Source organism: Vibrio clamense, from assembly GCF_050337905.1.
Lineage (GTDB): Bacteria > Pseudomonadota > Gammaproteobacteria > Enterobacterales > Vibrionaceae > Vibrio > Vibrio cortegadensis.
In genome coordinates this window covers 173285-193126 of sequence record NZ_JAKJTJ010000023.1, presented here as the reverse complement: position 1 = coordinate 193126, position 19842 = coordinate 173285, and the positions used below count along the sequence as shown (strand labels likewise).

Genomic DNA, 19842 nt, shown 5'->3' with positions numbered 1-19842 from the left:
CGTTGGCTATTGGAGTAAATTATGGAAAAGCACTCAAAAGTTAAAGGCTCAGCATTTTTTATTGCTGAAAACAGTTTACAGTCTGGGTTACTCAAAGACTCACTAGAAGAGAAACTAAATTTAGCGTTTAGGCTTGTTACAATAAGCAATCTGTTTAATATAAATCATAGTGAAATATCAGAACCAGATTTTATGATTATTGATGTTTCTTCGTTGTCTGAGCAAGATATTATTCACTACTTTCAAGTTCGTAATGTTAAATTTCCTAATTGTTATGAAGTTTTGATTAATTGCAAAGATGAAATTGAATATAGAGAGCTAATCAAATGGAAAAATCTTGTTGGTGTTTTTTATACGAATGATACGTTAGAACTGTTAATTCAAGGTATTACGAAAGTTTTAGACGGTGAGATGTGGTTTAGTCGTAAATTAGCACATGAATATATTCGTTTCTACCGAGAAAGAGAATGTTCTAATACCAGTTCTAGCTATTCACTCCTTACAAACCGTGAGCAACAAATCATTAAACTATTGGGTAACGGTGCCTCAAATTCAGAAATTGCTGAAAGCTTATTTGTGAGTGAAAACACGGTTAAGACTCATCTACATAATGTGTTCAAGAAGATTAATGTGAAGAATCGTTTACAAGCACTTATTTGGGTCAAAGAGAATGTGGGCTCAGAAGAGTTTGTATGATAGATAAGAAAAAGGTACCTCATTGAAACTAGGTACCCGTTTACTGAATTCGATTTAACTGGTTAGTGTTAAGGTGGGTGGTGTTGTCTGATTTGGCATACCTGAACTGCTGGCCTGTTGTTTTTTGTTGTCTTGATTTTGTTGGCGTGCAAACCGGATAGCCTCTTTACGGCAGTTTACATTTATCTTTTTGTAGAGCTTGTAGATGTGTGTTTTGACGGTGCTTTCAGCAACAAAAAGTTCATTGGCGATTTGTAAATTAGATTGTCCACAAACCAACCTATCTAAGATCTGTTGCTCCCTTTTTGTGAGTTCACCTATGCTATTTTTAGTCGATGGGGCATAGGGTCTACAGCGTGTTAGCATCTGCGCCATTAGGTTGCGTGGTAGCCATAGATCGCCTTTAGCGACAACCTCAACGCAACGTGTGAGATGATCCACAGGCGCGTCTTCATATAAAATCCCTTTCAGACAGCACCATGAGACAATGGTGTCGCAGAGTAGATCGACAGGCACGTCATAAATGACAAGATTAAAATCAAAGGTAGTTGCTGAAAGCAAATCAGTGTAAAGCCCATTTTTTATATAGTGGTAACTCATTAAAATAACAGAAATATTTTCAACCGAATAAGGTTGAGAAAACTGTTTATCTGTTTTCTGCTGTATTACAAATTTATTAGATTTTTCTAACTCACGTTGGATTAATCGAGAATGTATATTTGTACGACTTAGTAATAATATTTTATTTTTTTCTAGTACTTTCCCTTCCATAGTAAACCTCAGCTGATACATATTAACGTTGGACTAATAACATAACTAACAGTTAGTTAGGTATAGCAGCTCTTTATAATTTGAGTTGTATCTAAAATGATACACTCATTAATATACATTTACTTATTCTCTATATTGTTGATAAGTATTAGTATTTACGCCCTATTTTTTCCTACAACTTATCTACTACTTTTTATTTTCTTCATGCTTGTTTAATACTCACAGGTTTTTTTTGAGCATTATAGTTACTTACAAGTTAACGGAACGAAGGGATGTCTCATGAATAATATAATGAAAAGTATTCATGCTTTTTTATTATTTATAGCAGCATTATCTTTTTCCAGTTTGGCAACTCAAGGAAGTCAATTATCTGTTTCTATTTCAGGGCATATCGAAAGTTATTGTGAGATCGATTTTACTGATGGCGTGAAAATGGACTTTTCAAACGAAGCTCAGAAAGTGCTTCCTTTTGATATTCAATGTAACCAAGCGTTAAGTATGTCGGTTTACTCTCGGAATGGTGGTTTGCAGTTATTGAAAAGTAAACAGGAGATTCTAACCCCTTATGAAGTCAATATTGACATTACATCACTGGGGTTGAGCCAAACACTATTAAGCCGAGAAATATCGTCACCAAGAATTATTAACAGTTCAAATGTTATTCCATTCAACACTGATGGTGTGATGCGAGTGACGTTGGAAGAAAACCTGCTTTATGCGGGGTACTACGAAGATGTCATTGAGATTGATGTATTTCCGTCAATCCATGGCAGTGGAAAGTAAATCATCTGCTAGTTGCAGAGTGTGGCTCCAGTTTGGAACAGGGCCATGACAAGTACGTCTTAAACTATATAAAGGAATCTATTCATGAAAAAGCTAACAATATGTGCAGTTGCGGTATCGGGTCTATTTGCCGCTCAAGCGAATGCTGGTGATGTTCAATTAGTTGGGTTTGTTGCCCCAGTATGTGAAGTTTCTGGGCTATATACGCAGTTACTCGATTTTGGACAAGTCTCTAGTATCCAGTCTGTCTCAACTGACCTATCCATCCAATGTAATGATGCTGATGGGGCAACCGTAACACTGACGAGTGCCGAAGGTGGTCTTGAGTCTGATGATAAAGAAGACTATGCCATCGGTTATACCGCGACATTATCACCAGATAGTCATGCGGATCTCGTATTGACGACATTAGGCGGCCCTGGCGCGAATGATGTAAGTGCAAGTATGTCTTACTCTGGTTCGCTTGCTTTAGCTGGTGGTGTTCCTACTAGCTTGTCTGTAACGACTAATGAAACCATGGGTTGGTCTGGTGGTTACTCAGATACGCTTACCGTTCAAGTAACAGCGAACTAAAGAATAATAAAAACAAAAGATGGGAGGATAGTAATCGTCCTCCCATCTATTTTTGAGGGGTATAGAGATGAACACGTTTAGAAGGCTCTCTTTAATCTGTGTATGTTTAATCAGCTTTTCAGCCTTTGCTTATAAGGTTCAGCCGATGGTGGCTGAAATGGCACCGATTGGCAAAGGTTCCCAAATGTCGATGCGAATTGATAATACGAGTAATCAACCGCTAACGGTGGAGCTATTCCCACTGTCCATGGTGATGGATGAATTTGGTAATGAAACCACTTCGCCCGCTGAAGATGACCTGTTGGTGATTCCAGTTACTGCGATTATTCAACCAGGACGATCGCAATCGGTGATGGTGCGCTACTTAGGTGAGCCTTCAATTACTCAATCAAAAACCTATCGAATTTCGGTTAAACAAGTACAAGTTAAGAATGCAGAGAAAGATGCAGCAAGCTTAGGTATTCTTCTACAATTCAATACCTTGCTTAATGTTAGACCTAAAAATACATACTCAGAGTTAAGTGTTCAGAATATAGAAAAGAAAGATGGAAAATGGATGATTGAGGTCGCCAATGATGGAGAAAGCTATGGTCGGTTAACGAATACTAATTGGACCGTTTCAGATCAAAGTCACTCTGTGTTTCTTAAAGGTACCGACGTGAGCCAAAGAATTGCTGGGACTTTGGTGCTGCCGAAATCTAAACGTATTTTTGTTATGGATCCACTGGATGGGTTTGACGCTAATTCACTCTCAATTGAGATTGTAGACACGGAGTGAACCATGATAACTCGTCGCATGCTCTTAATGGTGGTTGCCGTGTTGTTGAGCGGCGCAGAGGCTCAAGCTGTTATTATTTCCCCCACGGTTTTGGAAATCGATAGTCAATCAAGTGGGCAGTCTCAAGTTATCGTCTCCAATAACACCACTCAAATAACCCCCATCGAGGCCAGTTTGCGCCGTTTAGTATTTCAAGGCGGTGGTGAATTTGTCGCACAGGACGTGATAGACAGTCAGTTGATGGTATTCCCACCTGCGGCAATGATAAAACCTGGCCAATCTCAAGTATTTCGTTTGCAGTGGATTGGTGACGATAGCTCGGCTCAATCGGAAAGCTATTTCCTTCGTTTTAGCCAACCCTCTTTGGTAGCTACTCAGGGGAGCAAATCTGGGATTGCGGTTCAAATTCACTACAACGCCATTATTCATGTGTTCTCTCCAGATCAAGCTCCCAACGTTGAAATGCAAGTGACCAACAGTGGCGAGGCTGTGGTTAAGAATAGTGGTAATCGTTACACCTATTTAAGCTTAACCAAGTTTCTGCCCGCGGAAGAAAGTGCGACCGAGTTTGGGCTTACCCGCGTTGAGATGATGACATCGCTAGGCGAGCATTTTCTTCCACCATTTAGCTCTATTGAACTGCCTTCGAATTCATTGCTGAAACCTGGTGTTTATCAAGGAGTCCAACAATGAAAATACGCCAAGGATGGTTTCTAAGTTTTATTGTCTGTGTCATGTTCAGTTTTACAGCGGTCGTTGAAGCATCGCAGGAAACTATTCAAGAAATACAACAACCGAAAATAAACCCTACCGGTCGAGATATTGAGCTGATCTCCCTGCTAAAAATCAGTGATAGCGTCGTCGGTGAGGCCGAAGTGACGATCACCGCAGATGATGTGATCTTACTTCCCAAAGAGAGCACTCTTGCCTTGCTTATCCCTTTAATTACAGAGGACGCAATGGAAGTGTTAAAGGCAAGCAACCAGACTGAAAAACTATCACAAGAGGATTTTCGTCGTGCAGGTTTAGATTTAAATTTTGACTTTTCGACACTAGAGTGTGTGGTGACGGTTCCTGCGCAATATCGACGGACTCAACAGTTGTCCGTCGCCTCTTCCCCCTCTTTTGGTCAAAATTATTTATCACCAGCATGGATCAGTGGGTATTTGAATGTCTCTCTATCGGGGACTCAGTCTCAGACGGTTGAGGAAACCTCCGAAAATATCACAAGCTTTAATCACCGCTTTGAATCGGCATTAAACATAGGCGCGGTGAACTTTGAGTATGAGTCTGCTTATGATGATGTTGAAGGGGACTCAGCCTACGTTCGGCGTGGGACTCGAATGAATCTTGATTTCCCATCTCAAGGGACGCGCTTGGTTGTGGGTGATATGTTCAATTCTGGAAAAAACTTGCAAGATGGCACGGATATTTTAGGTCTGGGTCTTACTCGTGATTTTACGTTGATACCAACCAGAAATGTGCGCCCAAAAGCCACTCAGACCTTTACGTTACAGCGAACATCGAATGTAGATGTGGTGGTAGACGGTGCGATTGTTCAGAGGCTAACGTTGAATGCTGGTAGCTACAGTTTGAGTGATATCCCGTTGGCGCAAGGCACGAACGATGTCGAATTGGTGATTACGGATTCTAGCGGTCAAGAGGAGCGTATTCAATTCTCTGTGGCGACGGGGAATGACCTATTAGACAGCGGAGAGTTTGAGTATAGCGTTATGCTCGGGGTACCAAGTGAAACGGTAGCGAATGAGATCGATTATTTAACGGATCAACAGCTTATTCATGGTTATTTAGATGTGGGTGTCGCGCCTTGGCTAACTCTTGGTGTTAATGGCCAAGTGAGAGAGAAACTCTATCAATATGGCGTCTCTAGCTTACTGGCAAGTGATATTGGGGTGACGGAGTTTATTGTATCCCAGAGTCATCATCCTACGTTGGGTGATGGGCATGCGGTTCGTGTTGCTTACGATGCAGAGTTTTCTGACGAACTCGACTTTAATCCTCAGTTTAGTGTTATTTATGACTATCAATCGGAAAATTTTGCGGGTGTAAATGATGATATGGCTGCTACATTGCCACTGAACTCGGTCGAGCATTATGTGTCACTGTTTAGCTCTATGGATGTTACCCCTAGGTTGCGAACGGCTCTTTCTGGGACGTATAGCTCAGGAAGAGAAGATGCCGATAATTTTTGGTCACTAAGCCCCAGCTTTTCAGGCCCATTCTTTAGCACTCCAGCCACTTGGAGTGCTCGTTTCAATTACCGTAATTACCAATATAGTGATGATGAATACAATACGACCCTAACGCTCAGTTGGCCTTTGAGCAGAGCAACCCGGGTGGTTGGTCGTTATCAGAGTGATAAGGATTTCGGCTCCCTTGATATGAGTTATAAGAAAGGAATTGGGAACACGGGAGGGATTTCTGCCTTTGCTACGCTGGAAACCGAAAGAGAGACAGACTCAAACATTGACGCGGGCGTGAATTATACCGCTAATCAATTTCAAGTGATTGCTGATCATACCACGCGCTATCAAGATCTCAGTGAAGACAAACGAAACCATAATACTCGACTTGAGATCTCCAGTGCGATTGCGTTCGCAGGTACTTCTGTCGCGGTTGGACGTAAGGTTGGCGAGGCCTTTGCCGTGGTTAAGAAACACCAAAGCTTAGCTGAGAATGAGATTGCGATTGACCCTGAACGAAACACTGATTATGCCCGTGTATTTAGCGTTTCCGATCATAATATGTTGGTTTCAGATCTCGTAGCTTATACCCCACAGTTGATTGGGTACGATGTGGAGGATTTACCTCCCGGCTATGACCTTGGAGATGGGGCATTCTCTATCTATCCAGGATACAAAAGAGGTTATCAGCTAGAAATAGGTTCAGATGCGGTACTCACCATACTGGGGAACCTATTTGATGCGCAGACTAAAGAGCCCATTTCCTTAATTTCAGGTGTGGCTCTGTACCTTGGCGATGAATCTAGCGGTGAGAGTAACAAAAGCAAACCACTTGAGTTTTTTACCAATCGGACAGGGCGGTTTGCTATTTCCGGAATGCGTCCAGGAGCTTATCGATTGGAACTGAACATGAAACCAAAACGATCGCTTGAGCTGGTGATCTCAGAAGATGGTGGTGTATTGATTCGAGTAGGAGATCTCTATGTTGAATAACCCTATTATTAGCGTGATGGGCTTGGCGCTTAGCGTGATGACAGGCTCTGCAAATGGTACGACAATGACTCATAGTTCTGGGGCGAATGAAGCGTGCGCCGCCAGTTTGATCAGCTTAGATCCTGTTTCCGCTCAGTCGACTTATGATGTTTTTTCGACTGCGACGTCCCCATTAGTAAAAGGATATCAAGTGAGGGCGGATGTTATGGGGCAAAACTGTTCCATTGTTGTGGAGATCGATGTCGACGACGGCTCGACAGTATTACGAGGAAGTTCTCAGCAAGCGCTTCGCTTTGAGTGGGCCGGTGGTAATGGATACCAAAAAGGAGGGCGCTGGTATGTCACTTTAACGGATGCGACACCAAATGTGCAATTTCAGTTGAGGTTTCCTTCAGATCAGTGGGCGACTGCGGGACAATTTAATGGCCAAATGACAGCTTCGATACAGCCGAATAACTCAAATGAGCCTATTTCAGAAGAAGAGGTTTTTCTAGAAGCAGAAGTCGATGTTTTACCCAGTGCGAAAATTCAATTTTATGGATTATCTCAGCGGTATTACGATTTGGACTTAGGGAAATTAGACTCGCATAAAGTTATCCAATCGGTGCCTAATTTATGGGTTCAAAGTACGGGTGAGTATGCCATTTCGATTGAATCAGAAAATCGTGGATACCTTCGTCATGAATCATTGAATACTCAATGGGATGTGGCTTACGATTTTTTGATCAATAATCAGGAAATATCGTTGGTGAATACAAGTAAACAGTGGCGATCCAGCCATGCTACGCAAGGGAAAGCATTACCTATGGCGTTTGTTATTGGAGATATAAGTCAAAGGCCCGGAGGCGATTATAGCGATATATTGCATATTACGATTGAGCCTGAATTGTCTCAAATACCGTAATAGAAGATAGAAGAAAAAATCCCTCTAACTTGCGTTGGAGGGATTGTTTCTTGAGCTTGCTCAGTGGGTCAGCTTAGTCTCTTGTTACGCCATGCTCGTCGAACATACGACGACATGCGCGACCATCACTGTGGAACAGGTGACAACGATGAGCTGGAATACCAATCGCCAGTTTGTCACCAGGTTCAACCGTTAGAGTATCTGGTTGGCGGTAAATAACATCAGCATCCGCACCTTCAAGGTTTAGGTAAACTTGAGTTTCATTACCCAGTTTCTCAACAATCATCACTTCACCTTCGATGGTTGCATCACCTGTTTCAGACGAAACCAAGTGCTCTGGACGAACACCTAAAGACATGCGGTCGCCAACATTAACTGTTGTGCCATCAACGGGTGTCCAGAAAGAGAAGCCATTTGAAAGTTGAACTTTTACTTGTTTTGCTTCAGCTTCAATAATAAGAACGCTCATGAAGTTCATTTTTGGTGAACCGATGAAACCTGCAACAAAACGGTTTTCTGGGTAGTGGTAAAGCTCAAGTGGACGACCAACTTGAGAAACATAACCGCCATCAAGAACAACAATTTTGTCAGCCATTGTCATCGCTTCTACCTGATCGTGTGTAACGTAGATCATGGTACAACCAAGTTGACGTTGAAGCTTAGTGATTTGCGAACGCATTTGAACACGTAGTGCAGCATCTAAGTTAGACAGAGGTTCATCAAGTAGGAATAGGTTTGGTTGTGAAACAAGAGTACGACCAATGGCAACACGTTGACGTTGACCACCAGAAAGAGCTTTTGGTTGACGGTCAAGTAGATGGCCTAATTGAAGAATTTCAGCTGCGTGTTCAACACGTTTGTCGATCTCTTTTTTGTCAGCTTTCGCTAATTTTAAGCCAAATGACATATTGTCATATAAGTTTAAGTGAGGGTATAGAGCGTAAGATTGGAATACCATACCAACGCCACGTTTGGATGGCTCTACATCGTTCATGCGTTCGTCGCCAATGTATAAGTCACCTGACGTAATATCTTCTAAGCCAGCGATGCAACGTAAAAGTGTTGATTTACCACAACCCGATGGGCCAACGAAGATAACAAATTCGCCTTCCTCGACATGCAGATCAACATTTTTAGAAATTAGTACGTCGCCATACGCTTTACAAACATTTTTTAACGTGACACTCGCCATTTAGCTCGTCCTCGAACAATATCAAATTTTTTATAAATCACTGCCTATCATTATATGAGTTTTCTTGCAGGCAATGACAGTAGGAATTGGTAAGTTTTAGAGAAAGAGAGTAAGAAAAAATGGGTGGTGTCTACGAAATGCGTAGAAATGCACCACCCATCAAAGCCAAGGACAAGTTTGTATTCCCCGACACCAATGAAATGCCTCCCCCGTGAGTAATAACTACCACTTGCAATTCAATTGGTGACAACAAACTAGCCCGGCAATGTAAAACCAGTACTCTAGAAAAGGTAATACTGGAAAAGGGTTCTTACTATCCACTCTTGGATGACTAAAGTTTCTATTATTTGTCTTCTAGCGTCATCCTCCCATAGAAATATTTTAGAGGGGGAGTAGGAGGGGAGGAGCAAGAAAAGAGGAAATAAGGCGTAGTTGGATCAACTTCAAAAAAAATAGGCTTCAAAGAGTGAAATTGGTCACATAAAGATTCTTTTTTGTGATTGGCGTCTCTAACCTTAATCGATGGTGATCACGAAAATGCGCCATAATACCAAGGGCGTAGCCAGTAGGATGATGAGTAAATTATGATTTTCTTCGATGATATACATGAAATAACGGCTCATCCTCTGTGGTGACCCTACTCAAAAAAAATAAAAAGGATATGAACATGAAAAAAGCCCTAAGCACTGTTGCGCTAAGCACTCTTGTCGCTCTAGGTTCTTTTGGTGCACATGCTGCCATCGAAGAAGGACAACTTACCATTTGGATTAATGGTGATAAAGGTTATAACGGACTTGCAGAAGTAGGTAAACAGTTTGAAGCAGACACTGGCGTTAAAGTGACAGTGGCTCACCCAGACGGTCTTGAAGCTCGTTTCCCACAAGTTGCAGCGACTGGCGATGGTCCTGATATTATCTTTTGGGCTCACGACCGTTTCGGTGGTTATGCAGAAGCGGGTCTACTTGCAGAAATCAAACCCTCTAAAGAGATCAAAGAAGGCGTTGTTGATTTTGCATGGGATGCAGTTCAATTTGACGGTAAGCTAATTGGTTACCCAATTGCTGTTGAATCTCTATCTCTAATCTACAACAAAGACTTAGTGCCTAACCCACCAAAAACATGGGAAGAAGTTGAAGCTTTAAATACTAAACTTCAAAAAGACGGTAAGTCTGCAATTATGTGGAACCTAAAAGAACCTTACTTCACATGGCCACTAATGGCTGCTGATGGCGGTTACGCATTCAAATACACTTCTGAAGGTTACGACATTAAAGACGCTGGTATCAACAAACCAGGCGTTAAAGAGTCTATGAACTTCATTAAGAGCCTAATTGAAAAAGGCGTGATCTCTGCAGATATGGATTACTCAGTATCTGAAGCGGCATTCAACAAAGGCAACACGGCAATGACTATCAACGGTCCTTGGGCGTGGGGCAACATTGAGAAGTCAGGCATCAACTACGGTGTGGCTACGCTTCCTAAATTTAAAGGTAAAGCATCTAAACCATTCGTTGGCGTACTAACGGCGGGTATCAGCACTGCTTCACCAAACCAAGATCTAGCAGTTGAGTTCCTAGAGAACTACCTAATGACTAATGAAGGTCTACGTAAAGTAAACAATGATAAGCCACTAGGTGCTGTTGCGCTTAACTCGTTCCAACGTGAACTTGATAGCGATGCTCGTATTGCAGCAACAATGGACAACGCAATGAATGGCGAAATTATGCCAAACATCCCACAAATGAATGCATTCTGGGGTGCTGCGAAAAACACTATCGTGAACGTTGTTGATGGTCGTCAAACTGTAGATGCAGCTCTTGCAGATGCAGAAAAGCAAATGGTTAAATAATTTCGGTTTTTCATAAACCTTTTTAAGGAGGGGGTAACCTCTCCTTACTTTTCAATTTTTTTATATATCGCTAGCAGGTTCTTCTATGCAGTCAGTTCAAGGTACAGATGCTGTGTCAGCACCACCAAGCCTACCAACAAGCAAAAATGTATTTATAAAATGGGCACTTCTTGGCTCCGTTGGTATTATTAATGGCTATGCAACCATCCTAATGTATTCTCGCGGTGAGCTCGCATTTGCGATGCTTACGGTGATTTTAACCACTCTAGCGCTTTACATTTTCGGTAGTAAAAAGACATACGCGCACCGTTACATTTACCCTGGTATTGCAGGGATGATTCTTTTCATTCTTTTCCCTCTTGCATACACAGTCGGTCTTGCATTCACTAACTACAGTGCCAAAAACCAATTATCGCTAGAGCGAACTCAATCGGTCCTTTTAGATAGAACTTACCAAAGTGGCGAAAGTTTCCCTTTCACCCTTTATAAAACAGATAATGGGCACCGCCTATCTATTGATACCGGTGATCAAATCTTAGCAACGAAAGAGTTTGTACTTGAAGGCTTTACAGGTACGAATCTGGACCTTGCTCCAGTACCATCGGTTTCTGGTAAGAAAGAGTCAATTAAGACGATCATCAAAAGTCGACCTATTCTAGGTGCGATTGATCTTCATACGCCTTCTGGTCAAGCAATTCGAATGAGTGGCCTGCGTAAATTTGCGGCTGTTAATTCGTTATATACAATGCAAGCCGATGGCGAAACATTAATTAACAACGAATCCGGCGAAACGCTTAAACCAAATATGGAAGTGGGCTACTACCAGCCAATTTCAGATACTGGTGAATTCATTGGTAGCACTGTTTCTCCAGGTTTTGTGGTTCAAATTGGTACTCATAACTTTGAGCGTGTATGGACTGATGACGGCATCAAAGAACCGTTCATCAACATCTTTGTATGGACAGTGGTCTTCTCGGCAGTCAGTGTCGGTTTAACGCTTGTTATCGGTTTGATTCTAGCAAGTGTTGTGCAATGGGAAGAGTTAAAGGGTCGTGCTATTTACCGCGTACTTCTTATCCTTCCATATGCGGTACCAGCGTTCATTTCAATCCTGATCTTTAAAGGTTTGTTCAACCAAAGCTTTGGTGAAATAAACATGGTACTAGAGAGTATGTTTGGCTTTAGTCCGAACTGGTTCTCAGACCCTGTCATGGCTCGTGTTATGGTGTTGATTGTTAACACATGGCTTGGTTTCCCTTACATGATGATTCTATGTATGGGCCTATTGAAAGCGATTCCAGAAGATTTGTATGAAGCATCTGCCATTGATGGTGCTGGTCCTCTGATGAACTTTAAACGCATTACTGTGCCGCTAATGATTAAACCATTAACGCCACTTCTAATCGCAAGTTTTGCCTTTAACTTTAATAACTTTGTAATGATTCAGCTATTGACGAACGGCGGTCCAAACATGATTGGTACCTCTGAGCCAGCTGGTTACACAGACTTACTAGTGAGCTACACCTACCGTATCGCATTTGAAGGCGGCGGCGGTCAAGACTTTGGTTTGGCAAGTGCAATTGCAACGCTAATCTTCCTACTTGTTGGTGGCCTAGCACTACTCAACCTTCGTTTCACTAAGCTATCTCAGGATTAAGGAGCAATATAATGGCAATGGTACAAGGTCAATCACTTAAATACCGTGTATGGGCGACCCATATTGCGCTTTGGATATTCCTATCAATGATTATCTTCCCATTATTGATGGTAATCGCGATTTCATTCCGTGAAGGTAACTTTGCGACAGGTAGCTTGATTCCAGAAAACCCATCACTGGAACACTGGAAACTAGCGTTAGGTATTGCAGTCACTAATGCAGATGGCACAGTAACACCGCCTCCATTCCCAGTATTAACGTGGTTATGGAACTCAGTGAAAGTAGCAGGTATTACTTCTATCTTAGTGGTGTCGCTGTCTACAACGTCAGCATATGCATTTGCTCGTATGCGCTTTAAAGGTAAAGAAACTATCCTGAAAGCGATGATGATTTTCCAAATGTTCCCAGCAGTACTCGCGTTAGTTGCACTATACGCATTGTTTGATAAATTGGGTCAGTACATACCTTTCTTAGGGTTGAACACGCATGGCGGTCTGATTTTCTCTTACCTTGGTGGTATTGCACTGCATGTATGGACAATCAAAGGTTACTTTGAATCGATTGATAACTCGTTAGAAGAAGCCGCTGCTCTGGATGGCGCAAGCCCATGGCAAGCATTCCGTTTGGTTCTGCTTCCACTGTCAGTGCCAATTCTAGCGGTTGTATTTATTCTGTCATTTATCGGTGTGGTGGGTGAAGTTCCTGTAGCGTCACTACTACTTTCTGATGTAAACTCTTATACATTAGCAGTAGGTATGCAGCAATACTTGTACCCTCAGAACTATCTTTGGGGCGATTTTGCGGCAGCAGCAGTGTTGTCAGCATTACCAATTACCGCAGTGTTCTTACTTGCACAACGTTGGCTTGTTGGTGGCCTGACAGCTGGTGGCGTGAAAGGTTAAGAACAGTTCGAATAATAATAGAGCGATCTTTAGATCGCTCATTTATCGATACTTCTATTACACTTTTGGTTTGGCCGCTGATCAGTAGTAGAAGACGAACACTGGCGTTACGCATAGCTGGCTGTTAGTGAGGTTCCTTACGCCGTTTACACTAACAGTTTTGTAACTCAAGCCTAAGCATCTGCTTAGGCTTTTTTGTATCGGTAACATGCCGTATTCGTTAGTGGTTGAGTATAGAGATTTTACGGTGTCTCAAAAGTGAGTGACTAAACGAGTGCGTGAGACCTCAAATAATAAACTGCAACCGTTCACGTTATTACATAAAACTTAGAGTTCGCGATTAGAAGGGGCGTAGCCTAAATATTGCAGTAACACGTAAATGCTTTCTTGCTTTAATGCGACTTTTCGAAAGAGGTTTGCAAACGTATTATCCCCACCGAAACAGGTCTGAATGTAATGGTCAATTTCCTCATTCGGATAACCCTCAACATACATGGTTCTTACCCACTGATATTCAACGGCACTGGTGTCGATAATGGTCGATTCACTAAGAGTGGGTTTATGTATGCCCAATTTTTATTCCGCCTGAAGATAAATAACTTTAGTTACAGCGAATTAGAACAAATCAAGATGAAAGAAAAATGACAAATCAGTAAAAATTGTTGGATTAAAAAGGCGTTGGAGCAAGGTTTACCACCGCAGAAAATAGAAAGCGGTGGATTTAGAGGGAAGTGTTGTCTTAAATTGCGATTACTTGAGTAGCTTTACATGCGCTTCCATCTCTTCACCAATCTGTTTACGCATATTCATCAGTTTGATTGCGGATTCTCGTAACATAATATCTTCCTCTGTTACTGGAACCCACTCCGGGATCTTGGTTGGTTTTCCGTTTTCATCAACGGCAACCATAATCACAATGCAGTGCGTTGTCAGGCGTTTATCTAAATCTTTTGGATCACTGGCCTGCACATCAATCGCAATATGCATAGATGAAGAGCCGGTATAAATAACCTTCGCGCTGACCTCAACTAAATTGCCCACATGAATCGGCGCGACGAAACGGATACCACCAGCATAAGCGGTAATACAATATTTACCACTCCAACCTGCTGAACACGCATAGGCAGCTAAATCGATCCACTTCATGGCGGCACCACCATGTACTTTGCCCCCAAAGTTTACATCGCTAGGCTCTGCTAAAAAACGTAACGTAACATCTCGTTGACCACCACTCATTAGCCATCCTCACTTGAGCTATTTGCATTTAAACTATTTGTATTTAAATAATTTGTATTTGAACTACTTGTGAGTTGATAGTACGCGATATATCAACGCAACAAAAGTGCAAAGTTAATGCAACAAACAGTGGCTTGGTTGGCTATAGATTCGCTTTAATACGCAAATACAGATAATTAGATGAGTTGTGCTTTTATCTGGCCATCTAAGTTGGCACAATCATGCCATCTCCGCTCTGGTTTCATGACGATGACAGAGCTTTTTTATATTGGGATCTTTCTCGCTATGCGCATTCTTCACACTTCCGATTGGCATTTAGGGCAAAATTTTTTCACTAAAAGCCGTAAACAGGAACATCAACAGTTCATTGCTTGGTTATTACAGTTAGTCCAAAGCCAAAATATCGATGCCATCATTATTGCTGGTGACGTGTTTGACACTGGTTCGCCTCCTAGTTATGCCCGAGAAATGTACAATCAGTTCGTGGTGGATCTCAGTCAGTTGAATTGTCAGCTGGTGGTTCTTGGTGGTAACCATGATTCCGTCTCAACCTTGAATGAATCTAAACAATTATTAGCGTGTTTAAATACCCATGTTATCGCCAATACCAGTGATAACTTGTCTGAACAATTGATTGAATTGAAAGATGAGCATCAACAAGTAGGTGCTCTGTTATGTGCCGTCCCTTTTGTGCGGGCGCGAGACGTTGTTGTCAGCCAATCTGGAGCGAGCGGGACGGATAAGCAGAGAGCGTTGGGTCAGGCGATAGAATCACATTACCATCAACTTTTTGAGTTCGCGGTTGAACAACGATCAGAAAAACAGCTCGATGTTCCAATCATTACTACGGGCCACTTAACCGCCCTTGGTGTTACAACAAGTGACTCTGTTCGCGATATCTACATCGGAACCCTTGATGGCTTTGATGCTAAAGGTTTTCCGCCTGCCGATTACATTGCGCTTGGTCATATTCATCGCCCTCAACTCGTGGCTAAAAAAGAGCATATTCGTTACAGCGGATCGCCTATTCCTCTTAGCTTTGATGAACTGAAGTCTCAAAAACAGGTGGTTATAGTTGAATTTGACACTAGCCGCAATGCACTGGTCTCAACGGTTGAAGTACCCATGTTTCAAGCCATGGCGATGCTAAAAGGCAATCTCGTAGAAATTGAAACCCAATTGGATGACATTACGAACACTGCCGAGAATGCTAGCGTATGGCTCTCTATCGAAGTGAAAGAGCAAGATTATCTCTCTGATCTACAAGCACGAGTACAAAGCATGGTTGAAGGTAAGCCTTTTGAAGTGCTGCAACTACGTCGAGCTCGTGGTCCAAAACAGGCGGGTTTAACCCAAGAGAAGAGTGAAACCTTAGCTGAACTCACGCCTTTTGATGTGTTTGGTAAACGAATTGAACTAGAGACGTTTGAAGGGGAAGAGGAGCAGGCAAGGTTGGCTCGAATGAAAGATAAATTCCGCCAAATTGTCTCCGAAGTAGAACATAAGGAGGCAGACTAATGAGAATTCTAAGTTTATTTTTTGGCAATCTAAATTCCCTTAAGGGCGAATGGAAGATCGACTTTACTCAGTCCCCATTTGTCGATAATGGCCTGTTCGCGATAACGGGGCCAACGGGTGCAGGAAAGACCACGCTCTTAGATGCTATCTGTTTAGGGTTGTACCACAGCACTCCGAGGTTAGGGCCGTTATCGACATCGAATAATGAGGTCATGACTCGTGGCACTGCGGAATGTTTTTCAGAAGTAGAGTTTGAAGTAAAAGGCGTGGCTTATCGCTCGTTTTGGCGCATGCGTCGTTCACGCGGAAAAGCGGATGGTAACTTACAAGCCGCACAAGTGGAGCTTTCTGAAGTTGAAAGTGGCAAAGTTCTGGCTAATCAGATTAAGAAAAAAACAGAGCTGGTAGAAACTATTACGGGGCTCGACTTCGCTCGATTCACAAAATCTATGATGCTGTCTCAAGGTCAATTTGCCGCCTTCCTAAATGCTAAAGAGTCGGAAAGAGCTGAGCTATTAGAAGAGCTAACGGGAACTGAAATTTACGGACTGATATCAGAAAAAGTCCATGAACATTTCAGTACTGCCAAGCAAGAACTGACAGCCTTAGAGTTACGAGCTCAAGGTGTACAGCTTCTGACTGAAGAACAGAAGAGCGAACTCCAGAAGTCTCAGAGTCAGGTTCAAGCTTCAGTCGCTCAAGCTCGTTTGCAAGTGGAAAACTGGTTAGCGCATAGAGCCTGGTGGGAGCAAGTTGAGAAAGAGAAAATCAATCTGACTAACGCAGAACTTGAGTTGAAGGGGGCAGAAAGCGATAAGGTAGCAGCGCAGGCGGAATTGTTACGTTTGGCTCAAAGTGAACCAGCAGAAAAATTGCGAACGCCATTTACTCTTCTCCAAGACGCTCAATCGCAACAGAGCAAAATTGAGTTGCAACTTACGACCAAGCAGCTGCAATTAGAGCAGATCAATCAACAGAAAACGCTTGCTGAAAATAGACTCAATACGGTGAAAGCGAAACACGAAGAACTTCGATCTGCACATAAAACGCAAGAAAAACTGCTTAATGATCAAGTGATCCCTTTGGATAATCAACTGGCGACGTTGGCATCCCAACTCAGCAAGCTTGCAGAAGAGAAGGCGAAGTTAGAGCAGCAGTTGCAACACTTAACTCAAGGATCCACAGTATTAAACCAGCAGTTGATGGATTGTCAGAGCACGTTAGAAGTGACAGCGCAGTACCAAGCGCAACATCAAAGTGATCGTGACGTAGCAGAGCAGCTCACTGGATGGAAGCAGCAACATAAGCAGTGGCAAGAGACAGAGAAACAAAAGGTGGAACAAGCGGCACAAGAAGGGAAATTCGCAGCTGCGATTGCTTCAGAACAGGAAATTCTAGAGGGTAGCACAAAGGCTCAGTTGCAAGCCGATCTCGAATTGAAGCAGGCGAGTGAGCATCATGCTGCCCTGAATCAACAGTGGACGGTATTACTTCAATCGAGTGATAAAACATCTTTAGAGCGTCATTTAAGTCAAATTAGTGAAAAGCTAACATCTCGCCATACGTTGACCAATTTAAACAGTCAATGGCAGCAGTACAATAAAGAACGCAACGACAAGCAAGCTGATAATCAAACACTAGAGGCGAAGCAACAGCAGTTAAATTCGACTCGTGAACATCTAAGAACGCAATATCAGACTAAGAAGCAGCTAATCACTTCTCTTGAGCAACAGGTGGGGCAAGAAGAACATTTAGCTTACTACCGTTCATTACTTAAGCCGAACATGGAGTGTGCGCTATGCGGCTCTGTTGAGCACCCGAATGTGGATTATGCAAACCCGGATCAAACGTCAGATTTATTAGAGCAAAAGCGGAGCGTCGTTGCCGAGTTTGAAAAAATCGAACAGCAAGGGAAAGAGGTGGCCGTTGAATTAGACTCCATTGCTAGGCAGCTGAAAGACAACCTTGAACGCCTAGCATGGCTTAGTACTCAGTTGGATAACGTTCAGCGAGAGTGGCGAAGTCAAACGGCACGTTTAGAGCTTGAGTTAGACATTACACAGCTGGATAAGGTCGCAGAGTTAGGTTCGGTATTAGAGCAAGAGCATAAGCAGATAACCCAGCAACTTGAACAGCTATCACAATTAGAAAAGCAGTGTCATCAAGCTAGCCAAGCTCAGTTAAAAGCGGAGAACGAGCACAATCGCTGTGTTAGCCAAGTTCAATTGCACCAGCAACTTCTTGCAAATCATCAGCAAGCGCAGGCAGATGCGAATGAATCGTTACAGAGATTCGACGTAACATCAAAAGAGCAAATAGCAGTGCTGCTAGAGGCTATAGAAAGCTTAGGCTATCGCATTGATGATGTATCGAAAATTGCGAATTGGTTTGTGAATAAAGAGCAAGACGTTAAATCTTGGCAGGAAAACCAAGATAAGAAGCTTGAGTTAGAAAAGCAGATCGACGCTATTCAGATGGAGCAGAAGCATGGCCAACAGCGCAGTGTTGAATTGATATCTGAAACTCAACAACTGGTCAAAAAATCAGAAGCGCTGACACAAGATCAGAAAGTCGCGACGCAGCAGAGATATACCCTATTTGGTGACAAATCGGTCTCTCAAGAGCGCTCTAGTTTGCAGCGCAATCTTTCTGATTCTGAAAATCTGCTTTCGCAACATTTGGCGACAAATAGTGACTTATCGCAGCGTTTTTCAACCATTAGTGGTGAGGTGAACTCACTAGATGAGTCTCATAAATTGTCCGTTGTGAGTGTCGAGAGTAAGCAGAAAGAGTGGGAGGCATTATTGCAACAGAGCCCATTTTCAACTCAAGCAGATTTGGAAAAATCCTTGTTAAGTGAAGATGAAGTCAAGCGTTTGACCGATCTCAAAGTGGGGTTAACAGCGCGATTTGACGGTGCTGGGGCACTGGTGAAAGCTGCACGAGAGAGATTGGATACCTTACAGCGTCATGAGCAAGCTACACAATGGAGCGCGATTGAGCTTGCTGTAGTCTTAACTGAATGCGAAGTCACTCAACAACAAGTGGAACAGTTGACTAAGCGTGAAGGTGAAATCAGCAATGAACTGCATTCAGACGCGCTTCGACGAGAAGGACAACAATCACTATTTGAACAGATTGACGCTTATCGAAAGCAGTATGATGATATCCAGTATTTACATTCGCTTATTGGTTCGCAGAAAGGGGATAAATTCCGCAAATTTGCTCAAGGGTTAACGCTGGATAACTTAGTGTACCTTGCTAATAAGCAATTGGATCGTTTACATGGTCGATACTTACTTCAACGCAAAGAGAGTGACGGTTTAGAACTTGCTGTTCTGGATACCTGGCAAGGTGATTTATCACGAGACACCAAAACCCTTTCTGGAGGAGAGAGCTTCTTGGTGAGCTTGGCACTTGCGTTGGCGCTGTCTGATTTGGTGAGCCATAAAACCAGTATTGATTCCCTCTTCTTAGATGAAGGCTTTGGTACTTTGGATGCCGAAACGCTCGATATTGCCTTGGACGCTTTAGATAACCTGAACGCATCTGGCAAGATGATTGGGGTGATTAGTCATATTGAAGCGATGAAAGAGCGAATTCCTACTCAATTAAAAGTAACGAAAAAAAGTGGCTTAGGGGTAAGTGTTTTGGATAACCAGTATAGAAATTAATAGTTTGATAAATAAAGCATTTATTTTAAACATAAAAAAACACCTAGCTAATGCTAGGTGTTTTTTTAAGCCGATTCGGTACTGTATTTTATTTTAAGGTGTACCTTTTAAA

16 protein-coding genes are annotated in these 19842 nt (G+C 42.5%); 12 read left to right on the top strand and 4 right to left on the bottom strand.

All coding sequences use genetic code 11. The features are described 5' to 3' along the window. Positions 1 to 21 precede the first annotated feature (21 nt). Positions 22 to 696, top strand: coding sequence for a LuxR C-terminal-related transcriptional regulator (locus L4C39_RS11870; protein WP_429746059.1), 675 nt, complete (start codon positions 22 to 24; stop codon positions 694 to 696). Between the two features lie 54 nt (positions 697 to 750). On the opposite strand, the gene L4C39_RS11865 is transcribed toward L4C39_RS11870, so the two are convergent. Then, positions 751 to 1467: a LuxR C-terminal-related transcriptional regulator gene (locus L4C39_RS11865; RefSeq protein WP_429746057.1), complete on the bottom strand. Its 717-nt coding sequence runs from the start codon at positions 1465 to 1467 to the stop codon at positions 751 to 753. A 279-nt stretch (positions 1468 to 1746) separates the two neighbouring features. On the opposite strand from L4C39_RS11865, the gene L4C39_RS11860 reads away from it, so the two are divergent. The 6 genes from L4C39_RS11860 (at position 1747) to L4C39_RS11835 (ending at position 7702) form a co-directional block, all read left to right on the top strand. Beyond that, positions 1747 to 2250, top strand: a complete 504-nt coding sequence (locus tag L4C39_RS11860; RefSeq protein WP_240697149.1) for a hypothetical protein — start codon at positions 1747 to 1749, stop codon at positions 2248 to 2250. Between the two features lie 84 nt (positions 2251 to 2334). Further along, complete coding sequence (locus tag L4C39_RS11855) at positions 2335 to 2823, top strand: hypothetical protein (protein WP_017051647.1); 489 nt, start codon at positions 2335 to 2337, stop codon at positions 2821 to 2823. 67 nt (positions 2824 to 2890) lie between these two features. Then, the gene (locus L4C39_RS11850; RefSeq protein WP_136995086.1) at positions 2891 to 3601 is read left to right on the top strand and encodes a fimbrial biogenesis chaperone; all 711 of its coding nucleotides are present in this window, start codon (positions 2891 to 2893) and stop codon (positions 3599 to 3601) included. 3 nt (positions 3602 to 3604) lie between these two features. Beyond that, complete coding sequence (locus L4C39_RS11845; protein WP_429746054.1) at positions 3605 to 4294, top strand: fimbrial biogenesis chaperone; 690 nt, start codon at positions 3605 to 3607, stop codon at positions 4292 to 4294. Beyond that, positions 4291 to 6798, top strand: coding sequence for a fimbria/pilus outer membrane usher protein (locus tag L4C39_RS11840; RefSeq protein ID WP_429746052.1), 2508 nt, complete (start codon positions 4291 to 4293; stop codon positions 6796 to 6798). Before L4C39_RS11845 ends, L4C39_RS11840 begins: the two co-directional genes overlap by 4 nt. Then, on the top strand, positions 6788 to 7702 hold the full coding sequence (locus L4C39_RS11835; protein ID WP_429746050.1) for a hypothetical protein: 915 nt from the start codon (positions 6788 to 6790) through the stop codon (positions 7700 to 7702). The genes L4C39_RS11840 and L4C39_RS11835 overlap by 11 nt, the downstream gene beginning before the upstream one ends. Before the next feature lie 73 nt (positions 7703 to 7775). Here the strand turns inward: L4C39_RS11835 and malK are convergent, their stop codons facing one another. Next, positions 7776 to 8894 carry a maltose/maltodextrin ABC transporter ATP-binding protein MalK gene (gene malK / locus L4C39_RS11830; RefSeq protein WP_113798436.1) on the bottom strand — a complete coding sequence of 373 codons (1119 nt, stop codon included), beginning with the start codon at positions 8892 to 8894 and terminating at the stop codon, positions 7776 to 7778. A gap of 667 nt (positions 8895 to 9561) precedes the next feature. Here malK and malE point away from each other — a divergent pair. The 3 genes from malE (at position 9562) to malG (ending at position 13302) form a co-directional block, all read left to right on the top strand. Continuing rightward, positions 9562 to 10743 (top strand): maltose/maltodextrin ABC transporter substrate-binding protein MalE, encoded by a 1182-nt coding sequence (gene malE / locus L4C39_RS11825; protein ID WP_171755516.1) that lies wholly within the window; start codon positions 9562 to 9564, stop codon positions 10741 to 10743. A gap of 85 nt (positions 10744 to 10828) precedes the next feature. Continuing rightward, entirely contained in the window at positions 10829 to 12400 is a 1572-nt protein-coding gene (malF, locus tag L4C39_RS11820) for a maltose ABC transporter permease MalF (protein WP_017051654.1), read from the top strand. 11 nt (positions 12401 to 12411) lie between these two features. After that, positions 12412 to 13302, top strand: coding sequence for a maltose ABC transporter permease MalG (gene malG, locus L4C39_RS11815; RefSeq protein WP_113798432.1), 891 nt, complete (start codon positions 12412 to 12414; stop codon positions 13300 to 13302). 327 nt (positions 13303 to 13629) lie between these two features. On the opposite strand, the gene L4C39_RS11810 is transcribed toward malG, so the two are convergent. Together L4C39_RS11810 and L4C39_RS11805 are read right to left on the bottom strand one after the other, a co-directional pair. Then, positions 13630 to 13875 carry a hypothetical protein gene (locus L4C39_RS11810; RefSeq protein ID WP_029203259.1) on the bottom strand — a complete coding sequence of 82 codons (246 nt, stop codon included), beginning with the start codon at positions 13873 to 13875 and terminating at the stop codon, positions 13630 to 13632. A 177-nt stretch (positions 13876 to 14052) separates the two neighbouring features. Next, positions 14053 to 14538, bottom strand: a complete 486-nt coding sequence (locus L4C39_RS11805; RefSeq protein ID WP_017051657.1) for an acyl-CoA thioesterase — start codon at positions 14536 to 14538, stop codon at positions 14053 to 14055. Between the two features lie 285 nt (positions 14539 to 14823). On the opposite strand from L4C39_RS11805, the gene sbcD reads away from it, so the two are divergent. Continuing rightward, positions 14824 to 16056: an exonuclease subunit SbcD gene (sbcD, locus tag L4C39_RS11800; protein WP_371711715.1), complete on the top strand. Its 1233-nt coding sequence runs from the start codon at positions 14824 to 14826 to the stop codon at positions 16054 to 16056. Beyond that, on the top strand, positions 16056 to 19730 hold the full coding sequence (locus tag L4C39_RS11795; protein ID WP_429746046.1) for an SbcC/MukB-like Walker B domain-containing protein: 3675 nt from the start codon (positions 16056 to 16058) through the stop codon (positions 19728 to 19730). Before sbcD ends, L4C39_RS11795 begins: the two co-directional genes overlap by 1 nt. The last annotated feature ends 112 nt before the right edge of the window (positions 19731 to 19842 follow it).

What these genes read in the sequence shown, in the direction of transcription:
- L4C39_RS11795 (WP_429746046.1), top strand. Translation starts at nt 16,056, where the DNA reads ATGAGAATTCTAAGTTTATTTTTTGGCAATCTAAATTCCCTTAAGGGC.
- L4C39_RS11845 (WP_429746054.1), top strand. Translation starts at nt 3,605, where the DNA reads ATGATAACTCGTCGCATGCTCTTAATGGTGGTTGCCGTGTTGTTGAGC.
- L4C39_RS11850 (WP_136995086.1), top strand. Translation starts at nt 2,891, where the DNA reads ATGAACACGTTTAGAAGGCTCTCTTTAATCTGTGTATGTTTAATCAGC.
- L4C39_RS11870 (WP_429746059.1), top strand. Translation starts at nt 22, where the DNA reads ATGGAAAAGCACTCAAAAGTTAAAGGCTCAGCATTTTTTATTGCTGAA.
- sbcD (WP_371711715.1), top strand. Translation starts at nt 14,824, where the DNA reads ATGCGCATTCTTCACACTTCCGATTGGCATTTAGGGCAAAATTTTTTC.
- L4C39_RS11855 (WP_017051647.1), top strand. Translation starts at nt 2,335, where the DNA reads ATGAAAAAGCTAACAATATGTGCAGTTGCGGTATCGGGTCTATTTGCC.
- malG (WP_113798432.1), top strand. Translation starts at nt 12,412, where the DNA reads ATGGCAATGGTACAAGGTCAATCACTTAAATACCGTGTATGGGCGACC.
- L4C39_RS11865 (WP_429746057.1), bottom strand. Translation starts at nt 1,467, where the DNA reads ATGGAAGGGAAAGTACTAGAAAAAAATAAAATATTATTACTAAGTCGT.
- L4C39_RS11860 (WP_240697149.1), top strand. Translation starts at nt 1,747, where the DNA reads ATGAATAATATAATGAAAAGTATTCATGCTTTTTTATTATTTATAGCA.
- L4C39_RS11805 (WP_017051657.1), bottom strand. Translation starts at nt 14,538, where the DNA reads ATGAGTGGTGGTCAACGAGATGTTACGTTACGTTTTTTAGCAGAGCCT.
- malK (WP_113798436.1), bottom strand. Translation starts at nt 8,894, where the DNA reads ATGGCGAGTGTCACGTTAAAAAATGTTTGTAAAGCGTATGGCGACGTA.
- malF (WP_017051654.1), top strand. Translation starts at nt 10,829, where the DNA reads ATGCAGTCAGTTCAAGGTACAGATGCTGTGTCAGCACCACCAAGCCTA.
- malE (WP_171755516.1), top strand. Translation starts at nt 9,562, where the DNA reads ATGAAAAAAGCCCTAAGCACTGTTGCGCTAAGCACTCTTGTCGCTCTA.
- L4C39_RS11840 (WP_429746052.1), top strand. Translation starts at nt 4,291, where the DNA reads ATGAAAATACGCCAAGGATGGTTTCTAAGTTTTATTGTCTGTGTCATG.
- L4C39_RS11835 (WP_429746050.1), top strand. Translation starts at nt 6,788, where the DNA reads ATGTTGAATAACCCTATTATTAGCGTGATGGGCTTGGCGCTTAGCGTG.